This is a genomic window from Antarctobacter aquimaris (assembly GCF_900184945.1).
GTDB lineage: Bacteria > Pseudomonadota > Alphaproteobacteria > Rhodobacterales > Rhodobacteraceae > Maliponia > Maliponia aquimaris.
The window spans coordinates 89,439-106,020 of record NZ_FXYF01000009.1; the positions used below are offsets into that span (position 1 = coordinate 89,439).

The following is a 16,582-nucleotide window of genomic DNA, read 5'->3' on the forward strand; positions in this document are numbered from 1 at the left end:
CCCCTCAGGCCAGCAGGACGAGCCCGCGCTCGGCGCGGGTGATCGCGGTGTAGAGCCAGCGGCGCCGGTCGATCTCGCTGCGGCCCAGCCCGTCGTCCCAGACGATCACGCTCTCCCACTGCGACTCCTGCGCCTTGTGAGCGGTGATCGCCCAGCCGAAGGTCGCCTCGGTCAACAGGCGCTTCTCCTTGTAGTCGCGGTCATGACGCTTGTCGTCGTAGGCGACGTGGTCCTCGAAATGCCCCTTGTAGATGCGCAGCCGGCCCGGACGCCCGTCCTCATAGGGCTCGCCGATGCGGCGCCCGTCCTCGTCGTGGACGACTGCGGAGAAGTAAAGGCTGCCCTCGTCGACGATGTCCTCGAGCGTCACGAACATGCCGTTGATCAGCCCCAGATCGTTCTGGTTCTTGAGACAGATGATCTTCTCGGCCGGCCCCGTGGGTAGCCAGGTCCCGCCGAGACCGGCGGCCGCGCGCATGGCGTTGTTGATCTGCAGCCGCGTGGCGTTCAGCCCGCAGATCAGCTGGCCGCCGCGCAGCGCCTGTTCCGGCGTGATGTCGCCCTTGCGGAGCTTCGCGACATGATCGTCGTAGACGCCGAAGCCGATGGGCCGGCCTTCGCGCGCCATGGTGGCGAGGCGGATGATCGCGCTCTCGGCCGCCTGGCGGTGGATCTCGGTCAGCATCACGTCCGGCTCGTCGCGAGTGAAGGCGCCTTCGCCCCGGATCGGCGGCAACTGGCCCGGATCTCCGAGGACGAGGATCGGCTTGCCGAAGCTCATCAGGTCGCGCGCCATTTCCTCGCCGACCATCGACACCTCGTCGAGCACGATCAGCCGGGCGTCGGCCGCGTCGCTCTGCGGGTTCAGGGCGAAGCGCGGGTGCTTCATCGCCGAGAGCCCCTGGCGCATCGCCTCGATCGCGGCATCGGCCGTGGTGCGCGCGAACCCGGTGAGACGGAGGGCGTCGCGTTCGGCCAGCGCGATCTTTCGGGCGGCCTCCTCGATCTCCTCCTCGGTCGACTCGATCACCGAGTAGATCAGGCTGTGAATGGTGCGCGCGGGCGTGCCCTTGCGGGTCAGCACCAGCGCGGCCTTGCCGGTGAAGGTGGCGGTGACCACGCCGGGCACGCATCGGCCGTCCCGCGCGCTGCGGTGGGGCGAGAGGCCGAGCTCGTCGAGCGCGAACTTCAGGACGGTGCTCTTGCCCGACCCGGCATAGCCGAAGAGGCGGAATACCTGCTGCTGCTCGGTTCGGGTCTCGAACCACTCCTTGATCTCGCGGATCGCGGTGGCCTGCGTGGCGGATGGGGTGAACTCGGTCATGAATGGGGTGCCTCCACTGCGTAATCCTTGACGATCCCGCCGCGGGTCGGATCGCCCACCTCGCACGGACGGACGAAGACCCGGCGCCCGTCGGCGAGCTGCCGCCAGTGACCGCGTCGGATATGCCAGCGCGGGCTGGCGTGACTGCCGCCCTGCGGCGGTGTCGCTGCCTGAAGGCGAGCGGGATCGATGGCGACCTGACGCCAGACCCAACCGCGTACGCCCTCACGGGACAGGCGGGACCGTTTCGCAAGCGACACCTTGCGGTCGCGGATTTCAGGTGAGGCGCCGAGGATGGTCAGCGCGCGCCAGACGATGCCGGCGGCGACTTCGCCGTGACCGCGGACCGTCTCGTCGCTCAGCTCGGCCGGGTTGCCCTCGATCTCCGCCTTGCCGTCCGGATGCATCCAGACCCGCACCAGGCAATCCGTCCAGCCGCGCGGCGCCCGCTTGCGCATGAGGAACGTGGCCTCGACGATGTCGCCGTCGGCGCGGGCGCAGACAATCAGGCCCGAGGGAGACGCGCGCTGCTCGCGCACCTCGAAGATCACGGACGGATGCGGCAGCCGAAGCGGACCGGTAAAGACCCGGGTCATCGCGCGGTCGACGATATCGCCATCGAAGGCGGCCTGATCGTCGAAGAAATAGATCGGCGCGAACTCCGCCGCTCCGAGCAGGTCGGAGCACCAGAACCGCTCGCAATGCGCGCGCACGATCCGCTTGAGCTCGTAGGCGTCGGGGATCATGGCCTCTCTCCCCAGCACCGTGTCGCCCAGGCGCAGGGCGCGTGCCACTTGCCGGCCGCCATGCCGCCTCGGCACAGGACTGCGTTGGACTCAGCCGCGGCGCGCGGCAGCCATTCCCCGGCCTCGGAGGCCCGAACCACGGCGACGGCGCGATCTGACATTTCCTGCGCGAGATGCGCATCGAAGGGCACGAGCTCGGCGTGCAGCTCCATCGTGTCGCGGTTCAGCGCGGTGAAAAGCGCCGGGGCCGGCAGCTCCATGTAGGCCTGATAGAGCGCGATCTGGGCGGCATAGACCGGCCGCGCCAGGCTGACGCCGCGCTTGACCACGTCCTTCCAGCTGGCCGCGCCGAGCGCCTTGTTTTCCCAGAGCGCGGGATAGTCCATCGCGACGGGACCCGAGACGAGGCAGCCGTCGATATGGCCCTTGAAGCGCCCGCCGAGGGCCTCAAACCCGAACTGGCGGCCGTCCGGGCGCTCGGTGCGCAGGTCGAAACCGGCGATCCGGAACCAGCCCGCGACGATGTCCTCGGCCCGGTGGCCCGCCTCGAAGATGCGCAGCGTCCGCGGCGCGAATTCCTGGCCCTCGTCCTTCGGGACCGCGAGGAAGTCGTACTGGATCTGGCGCAGGCAGTCGCGGCCGAGACCCGAGGAACTGACATAGGTACGCGGACGCTCAGCGCGGTGGCGCGCGGACAGCGCCGTGTCGATGGCGGCAGAAACCGCCTCCGCGATGGGCGGGCGCGGGGCGCCGGCGCCGTAGAGGAAGCCCGAGCCGTGGTTGAGGTCGATCATCGCTCGCGCTCCCAGAACCCGCCGGCCTGTGCGATGCAGGTCAGCTTGTGGAACTGCGCGTCCGTCAGCCGGGCGCTGTCGCCGAACCGCGCGAGCTTCTCGCGGAGGCTGTCGCAGAACTCGATCTCGAAATCGGTGACGGCGTTCTCGGTGGCCGCCTCGAGCAGGTGCTTCCAGCTGCAGGACACGGTGTCGTCGTTCAGGTCGATCATCGGGCGCCCCCTCAGAACGGAATGGGGTCGTCGAGGACCGTGCCGGTGCGCTCCTTGCGCGCGGCCTGATCCTGCATGCTGTCGATGTAGCCGGTGACCGCCGCCTCGATCAGGCGGTCGATGTCCTCGGCGCTGCGGTGGAAGAAGGGCTCCATGAGCCCCAGGTCCGTGAGCGCTTCGGCGAAGAGCGTCCGCGCTTCGCGGATCGCTTGGCGCTCGCGCGCGGTCCTGTCGATCATGCCGTTGTTCCTTTGGGCGATGGCGCTGCCCACGTCCTGACAGCGGCGCGAGCAGAAGCGGTGGTAGGGGTGGCGATCCCAGCGGAGGCCGTGGCAGTAACCGAAGCCGCGCGCCTCGCGGGCGCAGACGGCGCAGAGCGCTACCCGAGCAAGAAGGTCCCGATCGGGTCCTCGGGCGGCCAGCCCGCCCTCTGGAGCTTTTCGGACTGCAGCACGATCCAGCGCGAGATCGCGTTGCTGGCCATGGCTTCGAGGTCGCCGAGGCCGAGGCTTGCGATGGGGGCGTGCAGTCTTCCTCGGGCCTCGAGCCATCGTCCGATCTCCAGCGCCGCCTCGCGCGTCACGTGCGCCTGCCATTCATCCGGGGTCATCGGCCCGGCAGGATCGCGCCGGGCCTCGGACGGTGGCGAAGGCCGGGTTAACCTCCGCCGCCGCGCTGCCGACCGCGCCTCACCCATTGAGCCAGGCGGGCATGCCGGTCGCCGGCGCCCCGCTCGGCGGGGACGGCGGGGCCGCTGCCGGTTGCTGGGCGGCGGGCGGCTGCTGGGCGGGCGGTTGCTGCGGAGCCGGCGCCTGCGCGCCCCAGGCCGGGGCAGCGGACGGCGCTTGCGGCTGCGCGCCCCATGCCGGCGTGGGTGCCTGCCAGCCCGGTGCCGGCGCGCTCGCGGCCTTGCGCGGCGGGGCGTTGACGGGCTCCGAGGGAACGGTTTCGCCACGCATGATCGGAGCGTGCTGCGGTTCGTCGGGCAGAACGACGTTCGCGATCCGGTTCTGGTCGCGGTATTGCGGGTTGGAGGCGGGTTCCACCATGATCCGCGCGGCGAAGACGATGCCGTCGAGATGCTTGAGACCAGGCAGCACCCGCTTGGCCTTGGCGTCGGGGCTTTCGTCCCTGGGATCGAGCCCGAGAGCGCTGTCGACCATCGCCCGAAAGGTGGATTTCGAGATCTTCCAACCGATCGACTGGCCCTTCTCGTCGACCTTGCCGCCCGCAACGGTGAAGCTCTGCCAGAACTTCCGCCGGGCATGGGGCCCCTCGAGGATGGTGAACTCGCAGTCCAGCATCTTCGCGTCGCTCGACTGCGATGCCTTCAGGAGCTTCGCGTCCATCGGGGTGGCGCCGTCCACGCCGCCGGGGCGCACGGTCAGGCGGACCTTGGCGAAGGTGCCGTCGGGGATCAGCTCGCCGATGGGGGCCATCTGCGGCTGGGCGTCGTTAAGATCGTAGCTCATGGATCTGTCCTTTGCGTCTGGATCAGGAAGGGGTGGCGGTGTGGGCGGGTGCACGGCCGTCGATCTTGGCGATCAGCGCGCCGAGATCGGGCGCCTCGGTCACATCGAGGCGGCCGGAGCGGTCCTTGGCGGGAACGCCCCAGGGATTGCCGGAGCGGCAAACGAGGCGTCGCTCGGCGGAGTTTTCGTCGAGCGTCCAGTCGCCCTTGGCGTCGCGGCCGAAGAGTTGCATCGAGACCACCTGATCGACGATGCCCGGCAACTCGCGCCCGGCCTTGGTGCCCTCCATCTGCGGCTGCCAGGTCGCCGTGCCGAACTCGTCGGTCACCTTCTCGAGCACTCCGACGAAGATCACCGTCTTGCCGCGGGCGTGCTGCAGGTGCTTCAGCGCCTGGATCACCTCGCGGCCCAGGAGCCCGTAGGCGCCGCGGACATCCGGCTTGCCGGTCCGCTCTGAGAAGGCCTCGGGCTGCTGGCGGGCATAGGCCATGGCCTGCCGCGTCAGGTCGGTGATCGAGTCGACGAAGACGATCCGTTTCCGGGCGAGAAAGTCCTCGATGCCGGTGCCGAGATACTGCTGCTGCAGCCAGGCGTGATACTCGGCGCCGTACCAGGACTTCGGATGCTGGGCCGGATCGTGCCCGCCGATCAGTACGGCGAGGTCGCGGAAATCGGTGAAGCTGCGCACCGGGATCGAGTCCCCGCGCCAGTCCTGCACCGACTTCATGCCGGCCTCGAGGTCGAGGCAGACCGTCTCCTCGGCGGGCAGCGTCTTCAGGAGCGTCGTCTTGCCGACGCCGGGCGGGCCGAAGATGGCGAGGGACGTCTTGTTCTCGGCAGCCGAGAGCCGTTCGTCGGCGGTGATGATGCGGAAGGCCATGGGGTTCTCCGGAAGTTGCGTTCAGGGTGCGCGGCGGCGGGGGTGACCGGGTGCCGAAGGGGAACCTGCCCGGCGTTGCCGACCGGGCGTCCCGCCGCCGCGCGTCACCGGTCTCGAGCCTCGAGCCGGAAGACAGGTTTGCCGGTGGTCTCGCTGCGCGCGTCCGCGAAGCCCTCGCGCATCGCCGCGGGCCAGGCGCCGAAGCGCCGCTCGGGCACGCGGTAGGCGACCTCGAGATACTCGGTCGGATCGTCGCCGGCGGCGCGGATGCGCTCGGCCATCGCGGCGAGGCGGTCCTGATCCCAGGAGACCTTCTTCGGCAGGTCGGCGACGATGACGACGCCCTCGTCCTCGACCCGCACGGTGCCGCTGGTCTTGCCCTGCGCGGCCCGCTCGGCCGCGGCGGCGGCCTCGTAGCGCTGCGCGATGCCGGCCTCGAGCCGGTCCCGCAGCCGCTTCACGCGGGCGGTCTCGGCGAGCGCCGTCGTCTGCAGATCCAGCAGCATCTCAGGCGGCAGCGCCGCGATGTCGCCGAGGGCGAGACCTTCGAGATCAATGAGGCGGGGGGCATTGTCGGGGTGCGGCATGGCGGGGTCTCCGTTGGAAGGGAATGGCAAAGCCATCACGCGGCGCGCTCTTCGAGGAGCAGCGCCGAGAGCGAGGCGTTGGCGGCTCTGGGTCTGGGCCGGGCGACGGCGATGTAGGCGAAGCGGTCGGGGCCCACGCGCTCCTGCACGAGGTGGACGAGGCCCTTCTCAAAGGCGCCCAGCGCGGCCTGACCGAGGTCGGCGAGCTGGCGGCGCTCGGGCTCCGGCAGGGTCGAGATCACCGGCGTGACGTCGATCCCGAGAAAGCCGCGGTGATACTCGATCCGGGCGCCAGCCTCGGCCTGTGCGATCCAGGCGTAGAGCTCGACATCGGTGAGCTTCGGCGTCGCCACGCGGGCGACGATCGGGGTTGCGGCGACCATCAGCATACCCGTGCGGCCCGCGCGGGGTCCGCGGTCAGCCGACGGGGCGAATGACCGACGCGCGCGACCGCCTCGCTGATTTTCAGGGCACGCTGCAGCTGGCTCTGCTCGAAGGCTTCGATATCGGCGAGCCGGTAGAGCACGCGTCCGCCGAGCTTGAGGAAGGCCGGTCCCTGGCCGTTGTAGCGCCAGCGTTCCAGCGTCCGGTGGGAGATCCCCCAGCGCCGGGCCAGCTCCTTCTGGTTCAGGCAATGCCTCTGCAGCATCGGTGTCTCCTCTCGTGTCGTCGTCGAGGAGACAGTGCGCAATTACGGTGTGGGATGTCGTGGGGACTGGCGGGGGATGCGGAGGGGGATCAGTCGGCCCTTGCGGGACAGGGTTCTGACCGCGGGTGGGGCACCATCATCCCCCACCATCCATCACCCATCCCCCTCCCGATCCCACACGGATGGGGCGGAAGGGGATCGGTCAGTCGAGATTCAGACGGTAGCCGCCTCGGCGGTCGGACCGGATCAGCTGTCGCCAGTCCTTCTGCGACTTGAAGACGTCGGCCATTCGCAGGCTCTTGGAGCCGGCGCGCGACAGGATCGCCTTGCCGTTCTGCCAGGGCGCGCCTGCCTGCACCGCCTCGTGCAGCGCGCGCACGACTTCCGCCTGGATCGGGCCCAGCTTGAACCGGCATCCGTTGCAGCGGACCTCGAAATAGTCGGCCGAGTGGATGAAGGTGGCTTCCTCCATCGGCTGGCCGCCGGGCGAGAACCCGGTCTCGACCTCGAAACGGTCGCGTTCATCGCGCCTTAGCAGCAGGTCGCCGATCATGACGAGGACGGGCTGCGCATCGCCCCAGGTCTCCGCGTAGTCGGCGCTCGGCGTCCGAAAACTCGCGAGATGAACCTCACCACACCGGAAGAGCTGGAACACATCGCGGGCGTGGAGATCGAGCAGACCGCTATGGTAGCCTTGCTCCCATGGCACCTTGTATGGCTCGCCTCGATCGTCCTCCTCGATGTCGCCGAACTCCATGGGCGCGCCGAACACGCGCACGGACAGACGCAGCTTGTCGTTCTCCGCGAGGTAGATCAGGTCGGCCTCGGTGATCTGCCACCGCTCAAGGATCTCGGGGAGCGTGAAGTACAATTTGTCGATGTGCATTCACTGCCCTCCGCGCCGATTCCCGTGTAAGATGTTTACCTTCTGTTCTTATTCGCTTGACCGGCTTCGATCAATCCGATTTTATCCTATTTCATCCACAGATGGGTGGGGATGACATGACCGAGCACCACACGCTTTCCGACCGCCTCAGAGCCCGGGCCAACCAGCTCGGCATCAGTCCCGCCCACGTCGCCGAGATGGCCGGCGTGAACCGTTCGTTCGTCTACGACATCCTCCGTGGCCGTTCAGCCCGCCCTGGTATAGACCGGCTGGCCGAGGTCGCCCGCGTGCTGAAGGTGGATCGCGACTGGCTGATCCATGGCATCGGCGAGGTGGAAGGGAAGCCCCCCTTCTTGGACAATCCTGACGACGCCTTTGTGGCCATCGCCCACGCCACCCCGCGCCCGGCAATGGGCGGCGGCGCGGTCGTGACAGAGGACGGCGACACGCCCGGCCGCGTCTATCACTTCCGCCGCTCCTGGATCCGGAACAGCCTGAAGGCCAGCCCGTCGCAGCTGCGCATCATGCACGTCGAGGGCGACAGCATGGCGCCGACGCTCCTGAGCGGTGACGCGGTGCTGGTCGACATGACCCGCCGCGCGCCCAACCCGCCCGGCATCTTCGTGCTGGACGACGGGATGGGGCTGGTCGCCAAGCGGCTCGAGCACATCCCCAACAGCGACCCGCCCGGGGTGCGCGTCATCTCCGACAACAAGCACTACCCCGAATACGAAAGAACGGCCGACGAGATCCACATCGTCGGCCGTATCCGCTGGTTCGCACGGGAGATTTAGTAGTGGCGGCTGAAGAGGAGTTGGACGATCTTCTCGAGCTGGCGGGCTGCTGCTTTCGGGATGCCATGAGGGCCGTCGATATCGAGGCGTTCTTCTCCAGACGCGACATCCCACTTGCAGAAGGGACCAGCAAGAAGACGGTTGCCCAGAATACGCTCGCAAGCCTTTCGCGAGCAAAGGCGCTGGATCTGGTCCTCGAGTTTGCACGAGAACGGCGGAATATCGGCCTGCAGGACAGGGTTTACCTCCTGCAAGACAAGGACCAACCGGAGATCTCTGCGATCACTCGCGACCGAGTGGCCGATCGCCTTGGTGCCGGGATCCATGGACAAGGCATTCGTCTGGGCGTGATCGAGGGGCTTTTCGATCTGAGTTCGCCTGCCGACTTCTTCGATAGCCCCACCAAGATCGAAGAGCTCCGACAACACGCGACTGGCGCGGCCCCGTTGTGGAACGCGAAGGATGTTTTCGAAGCCATCGGGGCAATAAAATGTCCTTCGAGGAGGTTCGCGCAGCTGATCGAGACCGCTCTGGATCCTCGGTTTCGCGATGCCGACGAACAGACCATGCTGGCAGCGGACTTGACCCGCATCCTGCAACTCGATGGCTACGAGGTTGCTCAGACAGGAGAGGTCTCGGGCCGCGCAACGTTCTCGGTACGCCCCATTCGCCGCGGCGTGGATGGGCGGCCGAAGAATCTGATCTTCGCGTCCAACGGACCAAAGCCGAGGCTCGGGTTCTCGGATGCGATCGACAACGAAGTCGTCGTGCTAGAGCATGCCGACAGCTGCCTCGTTTACGAGCGCCCCATCGGCAATGGATTGTCATGGCTCGACCTGGTCCGTTGGTGGATGGATCAGAGAGGGATCGCCGACCTCGCCGAAGCACGCACCAGCCTCGGGCGGCGTCTACTTGCCTCGCTTGACGACGGCCCTGAGCAGGAGTTCTTCAAGGCGTACTTCCGCAATTTCGCTGAACGACTTGGAGACCGGCTGCCGGCGCTCATCCCGCAGGTCTACCTGCACTATGATCCGGAGATCGCGAGGCGTCTCCCTGACAAACGAATTCTGTTCCGGCAGCGCATGGACTTCCTGGTGCTGTTGCCGGGCCGACAGAGGGTCGTCCTCGAGATTGACGGCAAGCACCACTATGCGAAAGGCGAGCGCGCCGATCCCGGCCTGTACGCGGAAATGGTTGCGGCTGATCGCAACCTTCGCCTTCGCGGCTACGAGGTGTTTCGGTTCGGGGGCTCGGAATTCTCTAACCCCAAGGGTTCGATGCAGGAATCTGTCGACAAGCTTGTGAAGTCATTCTTCGAGGAGCTGTTCGTCGTCCATCGCTTAGGATAGCGCATCCCAAGAAGACCGCAGGCTTACGCAGAAGTCCCATAAGCATCTGAAAGTAATTGTTTTCGGGGCGCGCGCGGATAGCGTTTCTCCCATGCGAAACGCGCCGACATATCCGCGGCTGGGATCGAACCCGCTGCCACCCGACCAGATGACTCCTGCCGAGCGCCGCGCAGAGTTGTGCGACCTGCTGGCGCTGGGGCTGGTCCGGATGCGACTGCGCGAGCGCGGCGAACCTGCTGACGAAACTGGAGAAATTCTCCTACACTCTCCGGCCGACCAATGCCGTCATGCAACTCCAACTCACCGGAGAACCGCATGACGACCCACGATCCAATTCCCGCGCGCCTGGCCGCGCTGAAGACCGCGACGACGCCGGAGCTGAAGGCGCAATGGCGCGACCTGTTCGACAGCGACCCGCCGCCGTTCAACCGCCGCTACCTCGAGAGCCGGCTGGCCTACCGCATCCAGGAACTGGCCTACGGTGGGCTGAAGCCCGAGACGATCCGGCGGCTGGAGCGGCTGGGCGAGGAACTCGACGGCGGCGACCGGAAGAAGAGCCGGATCCGCGCGGACGCCATGCCCATCGCCGGCACGCGGCTGATCCGCGAGTGGCAGGGCGTCGAACATGTCGTCACCGTCGCCGCCGACGGCTTTGAATGGCAGGGGCGGCCCTACAAGTCGCTGTCGGCCATTGCCCGCGCCATCACCGGCACGCGCTGGAACGGATGGGTGTTCTTTGGGCTGAAGAACCGGAGGGCGCGGACATGACGAAGGCCCCCTCGAAACCAGGAATGATCCGGAAACAGCGCTGCGCGATCTACACGCGCAAGTCGTCCGAGGAAGGGCTTGAGCAGGAGTTCAACTCGCTCCACGCCCAGCGCGAGGCCTGCGAAGCATTCATCGCCAGCCAGCGCTCCGAGGGCTGGGTGCAGGTCCGCGATCAATATGACGACGGCGGGATCTCGGGTGGGACTCTGGAACGGGCCGGCCTGAAGCGACTGCTGGAGGACATCGAGGACGGGCTCGTCGACGTGGTCGTCGTCTACAAGATCGACCGCCTTAGCCGCTCGCTGGCCGACTTCGCAAAGCTGGTGGAGGTGTTCGACCGTAACGGGGTGACGTTCGTCTCCGTCACCCAGTCGTTCAACACGACCACGTCGATGGGGCGGCTGACGCTGAACATTCTGCTCTCGTTCGCCCAGTTCGAACGCGAGGTGACGGCCGAGCGCATCCGCGACAAGGTCGCCGCCAGCCGGAAGAAGGGGATGTGGATGGGAGGCGTCCCGCCCTACGGCTACCGGGTCGAGAACCGGAAGCTGTTGGTCGACGAAGACATCGCCGCGCGTGTCCGCTGGATCTTCGCCCGCTTCCTCGAGATTGGGTCCTGCACGGAGCTGGCACGAGAGGTTGGCGCACGCGGCATCCGCACGCCGCGCGGGAACAGGATCGACAAGAAATACATCTACCGGATGCTCAGCAACCGCGCCTACATCGGCGAGGCGGTCCACAAGGGCGAGAGCTATCCCGGCGAACACGACGCCATCATCGACCGCGAGATGTGGGACCGAGTCCACGCCATCCTGCAGGAGAGCCCGCGCAAGCGCGCGGCCCGCACACGCGCCGACACGCCCGCGCTGCTGAAGGGCCTGTTGTACGGACCCGACGGCGCGGCGTTCTCGCCGACCCATACGCGTAAGGGCGACCGGCTGTACCGCTACTACGTCAGCCAGACGGTGCTGAAACACGGCGCCGGGTCCTGCCCGGTCGGCCGCGTACCCGCGGGCGAGATCGAGGCCGCCGTCATCGACCAGCTGCGGGCGGTGTTTCGCCAGCCCGAGATCGTGGCGGGGACGTGGAAAGCAGCACGCGTCCACGTCGACGACATCACTGAGGCCGACGCCCGCGCGGCCCTGCAGCAGCTCGACCCGTTGTGGGACGAGCTGTTCCCTGCCGAGCAGGCGCGCATCGTTGCGCTGCTGGTCGAACGCGTCGACATCGGCACGGACGGGCTCAACGTGCGCCTGCGCGTCGATGGCCTCGGCAGCCTCGCGCGCGAGATGCTGGCCGGCGGAATCGAGGCTGCCGCATGACCCGAGGGACTCCAATCCCCGAGACCGTGACGCTCCATGTCCCGTTCCGTATCGTGAAGCGCGGCGGGCGGAAGGAGATGCAACTGCCTTCGGGAGAGTCGGCCCCCCGTGCGCGTTTCGACAACACCATGATCAAAGCCATAGCGCGTGCATTTCGATGGCAGCGGTTGCTCGACTCGGGCGAGTTCGCCACCATTGCCGACTTGGCAGCACACGAACGCATCGCAGCCCCTTACTTGACCCGGCTCCTGCGTCTCACCCAGCTTTCACCGGAGATTGTCGAGGCCATCCTTGAGGGAAGACAGCCGCCCGACCTGACGCTTGAGTCGCTGCGGGCGCAGTTTCCCATGGATTGGAACAGTCAGCGCGCATTGCTGCGACTTTGAATTCCGCAAGCACTTGGTGAACACGCCTGACTCGATGGATGGCTTGTGCTTTTTAGCCAATTTGGCCAAAGTAAGCCATGCAAGAGCGGAGAGTCAGATGCAGATCCTGACCGCGAAAGACGCGAAGTACGGCTTCGGGCGGCTGATTGATCTCGCCCGAGCCGAGCCTGTCGCGGTGGCGAAGCATGGACGCCCCGTTGTCGTCGTGCTGGCAGTCGAGGAATACGAGCGGCTGAAGGCGCTGGACAAGCCTGGCATCAGTCCGGGTGAACAAAACGCAGGAAAGAAAACGAGCGAATGATTGCAGACCACCTGACCGGAATCGAACAGTTTGGCGCGGACCTATGGAAGATGGCCGACGACCTGCGGGCCAACTCCGGTCTCGCATCGAACGAGTACTTCATGCCAATCATGGGGCTCCTTTTCCTGCGCCAAGCCACGAACCGCTACTATGCTGCTCTCGCTGCGATCGAGGCGGACAAGGCCGCCGGCAAGATGCCGGATCGACCGCTGGTCGACGCCGACTTCCGCCGCCGCCGCGCAATGCTGCTGCCCGAGGCGGCACGTTACGACGTGATCCTCGACATGCCCAAGGGCGGTCAGCTTGGCGCTGCGCTCACCGCCGCCATGGAGGAGGTGGAGAAGCATTTCCCGCCGCTCGCTGGCCAGTTGCCGAAGGACTACGAGCGCTTCGACGATGACCTGCTCGAAAGCATGATGCGCAAGTTCGACACCGAGGCCCTGCGCAATGCTTCCGGCGACGTCTTCGGCCGCATCTATGAATACTTCCTCGCCGAGTTCTCCAAGCAAGGCGCGCACGACAACGGCGAATTCTTCACGCCGCCCTCCATCGTCCAGACCATCGTCAATGTGATCGAGCCAGACCACGGCATCGTTTTCGACCCAGCGTGCGGCTCGGGCGGCATGTTCGTGCAGTCCAGCCACTTCATCGAGGACGCGGGCCAGGACACGATGAAGCGCGTCACCTTCTACGGCCACGAAAAGAACGAGACGACTGCCAAGCTCGCCCAGATCAACCTGGCTGTTCACGGCTTGCAGGGTACGATCCGAGCCGGGAATGAAGCGATCACCTACTACAAGGACCCGCACGAACTCGTCGGCAAGTGCGACTTCGTCATGGCCAATCCGCCCTTCAACGTGGACGAGGTCGACGCCGACAAGGTCAAGGGTGACAAGCGGCTTCCCTTCGGCCTGCCGGGCGTGAACAAGGCCAAGAAGGTCTCGAACGCCAACTACCTGTGGATGTCATACTTCTACAGCTACCTGAACGAGAACGGCCGCGCCGGGGTCGTCATGTCCAGCCAGGCATCCAGCGCCGGGCGGGACGAGGCGGTGGTGCGCCAGAAGCTGGTCGAGACCGGCGCCGTCGACGTGATGATCGATATCCGCGGCAACTTCTTCTACACGCGCACCGTGCCCTGTCAGCTGTGGTTCTTCGACCGGGCGATGGAGCGTGACCCCGAGCGCGCCGATCACGTCTTGATGCTCGATGCGCGCAACATCTACCGCAAGGTGTCGCGGGCCATCTATGACTTCGCGCCCGAGCAACAGAAGAATATCGCCGCCATCGTCTGGCTCTATCGCGGCCAGACGGACCGCTTCCTGAAACTCGTCGAAAGCTACATCGCGCAGGCCATCGCCGAGGGCGAGGCGGCGGCGGAACCGTTGGCAGACTATGAACAGGCGCTCGGCAAGCTGATCGATCTGGTGCAGCCCTTCGTCACCGAAAAGCGCGATCCGGATCCGCTGGCGGAGACCTGGGGCGAACTGACCGGCGCGCGGGCAACGCTGGCGGGGGATATCGCCGGGTTTGACGCCGAGGTGGCGGCGCGGGCAGCGGGCTGGCTGGGTGCCGCCCGCGACAATGCCGGGCTGCATACGGCGCGCACCGGGCTGCACCCCATGGCGGACCGCTGTCGTGACATGACCAAGCAGATAGACCTAGCCGCCAAGCTGGCCGGGCGGGTGGTGGATACAGCCATCAAAGAACTGGACGCCCGCGACCATACCCTCTGGCCCAATGCCGAGGTGACGCGCGCCCGCAAGGCGCTAGAGGGCGCGCGGGCCGCGGCGGTCGAGGCGCTGCGGTCAGCGCGGTACTTCGTGAAACAGGCCGACTGGCTGCAGGAGCGGTTCCCCGATGCCGTGCTGCGCGATGTCGAGGGGCTGGTGAAACGAATCAGCCGCGCCGAGATCGCGGCCCAGGACCACAGCCTGACGCCCGGCCGCTATGTCGGCGTGGCACCCGAGGAGGTGGACGAGGATTTCGATTTCGAGGAGGCGCTGCGATCGATCCACATCGACCTGAAGGGGCTGAACGAGGAGGCCGAGGCGCTGGCGGCGCGGATCGCCCGGAACTTTGAGGAGTTGGGGGTGTGATGGCACGCACTGCTGAAATCGGCGAGTGCGTGGAAGTCGTCAGCGGCCCCGCGTTCAAGAGCGCGCAATTCACGGACAATCCTTCCGACGTGCCCTTGATAAAGGGCGAGAACGTCGCCCAAGGCTACATTGCTTGGGACAAGTCGAAGTATTGGCCCGCAAACGACACAGAGGGCTACGAACGGTTCGGCCTCGGCGCAGGCGACATCGTCTTAGCAATGGACCGGCCTTGGATCACGGCGGGCTTGAAGTGGGCGCGCCTCAGGCCACACGATCCGCCGAGCCTGCTAGTGCAACGGGTGGCGCGGCTTCGAGCTAAACCGGGCATGCGCCAAGATTATCTCACCTATGTGATCGCCTCTACGCAGTTCTCCGATTATGTCCGAAACATCATGGGCGGCACGAATGTCCCGCACATTAGCGGCGCGCAGATCAAGGCGTTCAAGTTCAGGCTACCCGGTGAAAACGAGCAGGCGGCAATCGCCGACATCCTCTCCGCCTATGATGACCTGATCGAGAACAACCGGCGACGCATTGCGCTGCTGGAGGAGGCGGCGCTGCTGCTCTACCGGGAGTGGTTCGTCCACTTCCGCTTCCCCGGCCATGAACACGCCCCTCTCACCGACGGCCTCCCCGAGGGCTGGGAGCGGGTGCCAGCGGCAGAAGCCTTTGAAGTAAATCCGAAGACCAGCCGAAATGACGACGGTGTAATCCGCTATATACCGATGTCCGCGCTGTCAGAGACAGGAATGGTCATCGACCGCGGGCCAGTGGAAGACCGCGATAAATCCACGAGCGTCCGGTTCCGGAACGGCGACACTCTGCTCGCCCGCATCACCCCGTGCCTTGAGAATGGCAAAACGGGATATGTGCAGCTCCTCGCGGAAGACGAGGTTGCCTGTGGCTCGACCGAATTCATCGTCCTGCGTGGCCGGCGCGTCAGCAACTACATCGTCTATCTGACCGCGCGACAACATGATTTCAGGGAGAACGCGATTCGAAGCATGATCGGCTCATCGGGAAGGCAGCGCGTCCAGCCGAGCTGCTTCGACCGTTATCTTGTGCCAATCCCGCCTCAAGTCCTCTCGACGCTGTTTGACGAGGCGGTGGGTGGCATGTTCGCCCAGATCGGCAACCTCGATCAGCAGAACCAGAAGCTCGCCCAAGCCCGCGACCTCCTCCTGCCGCGCTTGATGAACGGGGAGATCGCGGTGTGACAGGCGGCTTCTTCAAAGGTCCCCGCGATTTCGACCCTGCCGCCCTGAAGGCCGGGTTGGCGGCCATGACAACGCCCCGAGACCGCACGAAGAAGCTGCTCCGCCACACCCTGCTCGACCAGCAGCTCGACGCCATCAAGGCGGTTGTGCGCAATCACGAAGCCGAGCGGGAGGGGACAGGCCACCAGTTCGAAATTCTGGATACGGACCCGCGCTGGAGAGGGGAGTTCGACGGCGGGCTGGAGGCGCGGCGTGAGGAGGCGTTCTGGCACCTGACGTTCCAGGCGTCCGCGCACAGCATGTCGGCTGTGGGGATGCTCGCCCCATTCATCGAGTCCCTGTTCGTTGCGATCTTCGCCGGATTGAGGGACCGGGTGGCGCTTCCGGCCGGCCACCCGCGCTTGACCCTGAACGAGAAAGAGCACTGGAATCCGCGGATCTATCAAGGCAGTAAGGCTGCCCGGACCGACCTGCTGAAAGGGATCATGCAGTTGTCGGAGGCGACGGGCCTCGAGCCGCACCTGCCACCCCAAACCGAGATGACGCTGGAAGCGCTTTTCCGCTACCGCAACAACATGTTCCACAACGGCTTTGAGTGGCCTGATGGCAAGATCGAGAGCTTTGCGGCCGAGAGATCGAAATGGCCGGAAGGCTGGTTCGAGATCGCGGAGAGGAACGACAAGCCATGGCTGTTTTACATGTCGCCACAGTTCTGCACCCACTGCGTGACTACGGTCGACGGCATCATCGACGGCACTGGCCGGTATTTGAAGGAGCGTGGCGGGTGATTTGATGA

General features: G+C 66.2%; 21 protein-coding genes. 9 read left to right on the plus strand and 12 right to left on the minus strand.

Features of this window, described 5'->3' with window-relative positions; genetic code table 11:
• Nucleotides 1–4: 4 nt before the first annotated feature.
• From MAA8898_RS16260 to MAA8898_RS16315, 12 genes are all read right to left on the minus strand, one after another.
• Nucleotides 5–1,324, minus strand: coding sequence for an ATP-dependent DNA helicase (locus tag MAA8898_RS16260; protein WP_094022082.1), 1,320 nt, complete (start codon nucleotides 1,322–1,324; stop codon nucleotides 5–7).
• Nucleotides 1,321–2,070, minus strand: a complete 750-nt coding sequence (locus MAA8898_RS16265; protein WP_141194879.1) for a hypothetical protein — start codon at nucleotides 2,068–2,070, stop codon at nucleotides 1,321–1,323. Before MAA8898_RS16265 ends, MAA8898_RS16260 begins: the two co-directional genes overlap by 4 nt.
• Nucleotides 2,067–2,864: a hypothetical protein gene (locus MAA8898_RS26800; protein WP_094022084.1), complete on the minus strand. Its 798-nt coding sequence runs from the start codon at nucleotides 2,862–2,864 to the stop codon at nucleotides 2,067–2,069. The genes MAA8898_RS16265 and MAA8898_RS26800 overlap by 4 nt, the downstream gene beginning before the upstream one ends.
• Entirely contained in the window at nucleotides 2,861–3,076 is a 216-nt protein-coding gene (locus MAA8898_RS16275) for a hypothetical protein (protein WP_094022085.1), read from the minus strand. The genes MAA8898_RS26800 and MAA8898_RS16275 overlap by 4 nt, the downstream gene beginning before the upstream one ends.
• Nucleotides 3,077–3,087: 11 nt before the next feature.
• Nucleotides 3,088–3,315 (minus strand): DUF6511 domain-containing protein, encoded by a 228-nt coding sequence (locus MAA8898_RS16280; protein ID WP_094022086.1) that lies wholly within the window; start codon nucleotides 3,313–3,315, stop codon nucleotides 3,088–3,090.
• Nucleotides 3,316–3,455: 140 nt separating this feature from the next.
• Complete coding sequence (locus MAA8898_RS16285) at nucleotides 3,456–3,686, minus strand: hypothetical protein (protein WP_094022087.1); 231 nt, start codon at nucleotides 3,684–3,686, stop codon at nucleotides 3,456–3,458.
• A 79-nt stretch (nucleotides 3,687–3,765) separates the two neighbouring features.
• Nucleotides 3,766–4,548 (minus strand): hypothetical protein, encoded by a 783-nt coding sequence (locus MAA8898_RS16290; RefSeq protein ID WP_094022088.1) that lies wholly within the window; start codon nucleotides 4,546–4,548, stop codon nucleotides 3,766–3,768.
• A gap of 22 nt (nucleotides 4,549–4,570) precedes the next feature.
• On the minus strand, nucleotides 4,571–5,428 hold the full coding sequence (locus MAA8898_RS16295; protein ID WP_094022089.1) for an ATP-binding protein: 858 nt from the start codon (nucleotides 5,426–5,428) through the stop codon (nucleotides 4,571–4,573).
• 104 nt (nucleotides 5,429–5,532) lie between these two features.
• Nucleotides 5,533–6,015, minus strand: coding sequence for a hypothetical protein (locus MAA8898_RS16300; protein WP_094022090.1), 483 nt, complete (start codon nucleotides 6,013–6,015; stop codon nucleotides 5,533–5,535).
• Between the two features lie 35 nt (nucleotides 6,016–6,050).
• Nucleotides 6,051–6,404, minus strand: coding sequence for a hypothetical protein (locus MAA8898_RS16305; RefSeq protein WP_094022091.1), 354 nt, complete (start codon nucleotides 6,402–6,404; stop codon nucleotides 6,051–6,053).
• The gene (locus MAA8898_RS16310) at nucleotides 6,398–6,664 is read right to left on the minus strand and encodes a helix-turn-helix transcriptional regulator (protein ID WP_094022092.1); all 267 of its coding nucleotides are present in this window, start codon (nucleotides 6,662–6,664) and stop codon (nucleotides 6,398–6,400) included. The genes MAA8898_RS16305 and MAA8898_RS16310 overlap by 7 nt, the downstream gene beginning before the upstream one ends.
• 202 nt (nucleotides 6,665–6,866) lie before the next feature.
• Nucleotides 6,867–7,550, minus strand: coding sequence for a hypothetical protein (locus tag MAA8898_RS16315; protein ID WP_094022093.1), 684 nt, complete (start codon nucleotides 7,548–7,550; stop codon nucleotides 6,867–6,869).
• Between the two features lie 116 nt (nucleotides 7,551–7,666).
• Here MAA8898_RS16315 and MAA8898_RS16320 point away from each other — a divergent pair, with 116 nt between their 5' ends.
• From MAA8898_RS16320 to MAA8898_RS16365, 9 genes are all read left to right on the plus strand, one after another.
• Complete coding sequence (locus tag MAA8898_RS16320) at nucleotides 7,667–8,344, plus strand: LexA family transcriptional regulator (protein WP_094022094.1); 678 nt, start codon at nucleotides 7,667–7,669, stop codon at nucleotides 8,342–8,344.
• A gap of 2 nt (nucleotides 8,345–8,346) precedes the next feature.
• Entirely contained in the window at nucleotides 8,347–9,693 is a 1,347-nt protein-coding gene (locus tag MAA8898_RS16325) for an AbiJ-related protein (RefSeq protein ID WP_094022095.1), read from the plus strand.
• A gap of 315 nt (nucleotides 9,694–10,008) precedes the next feature.
• Nucleotides 10,009–10,461, plus strand: a complete 453-nt coding sequence (locus tag MAA8898_RS16335; protein WP_094022097.1) for a DUF2924 domain-containing protein — start codon at nucleotides 10,009–10,011, stop codon at nucleotides 10,459–10,461.
• Between the two features lie 23 nt (nucleotides 10,462–10,484).
• Complete coding sequence (locus MAA8898_RS16340; protein ID WP_370738627.1) at nucleotides 10,485–11,783, plus strand: recombinase family protein; 1,299 nt, start codon at nucleotides 10,485–10,487, stop codon at nucleotides 11,781–11,783.
• 26 nt (nucleotides 11,784–11,809) lie between these two features.
• A complete protein-coding gene (locus tag MAA8898_RS16345; RefSeq protein WP_370738628.1) occupies nucleotides 11,810–12,169 on the plus strand; it encodes a hypothetical protein in 360 nt (119 codons plus the stop codon).
• A gap of 97 nt (nucleotides 12,170–12,266) precedes the next feature.
• Nucleotides 12,267–12,470: a type II toxin-antitoxin system Phd/YefM family antitoxin gene (locus tag MAA8898_RS16350; protein ID WP_094022100.1), complete on the plus strand. Its 204-nt coding sequence runs from the start codon at nucleotides 12,267–12,269 to the stop codon at nucleotides 12,468–12,470.
• Nucleotides 12,467–14,569: a class I SAM-dependent DNA methyltransferase gene (locus MAA8898_RS16355; RefSeq protein ID WP_094022101.1), complete on the plus strand. Its 2,103-nt coding sequence runs from the start codon at nucleotides 12,467–12,469 to the stop codon at nucleotides 14,567–14,569. Before MAA8898_RS16350 ends, MAA8898_RS16355 begins: the two co-directional genes overlap by 4 nt.
• Complete coding sequence (locus MAA8898_RS16360) at nucleotides 14,569–15,786, plus strand: restriction endonuclease subunit S (RefSeq protein WP_094022102.1); 1,218 nt, start codon at nucleotides 14,569–14,571, stop codon at nucleotides 15,784–15,786. Before MAA8898_RS16355 ends, MAA8898_RS16360 begins: the two co-directional genes overlap by 1 nt.
• Nucleotides 15,783–16,574 (plus strand): hypothetical protein, encoded by a 792-nt coding sequence (locus tag MAA8898_RS16365; RefSeq protein ID WP_094022103.1) that lies wholly within the window; start codon nucleotides 15,783–15,785, stop codon nucleotides 16,572–16,574. Before MAA8898_RS16360 ends, MAA8898_RS16365 begins: the two co-directional genes overlap by 4 nt.
• The last annotated feature ends 8 nt before the right edge of the window (nucleotides 16,575–16,582 follow it).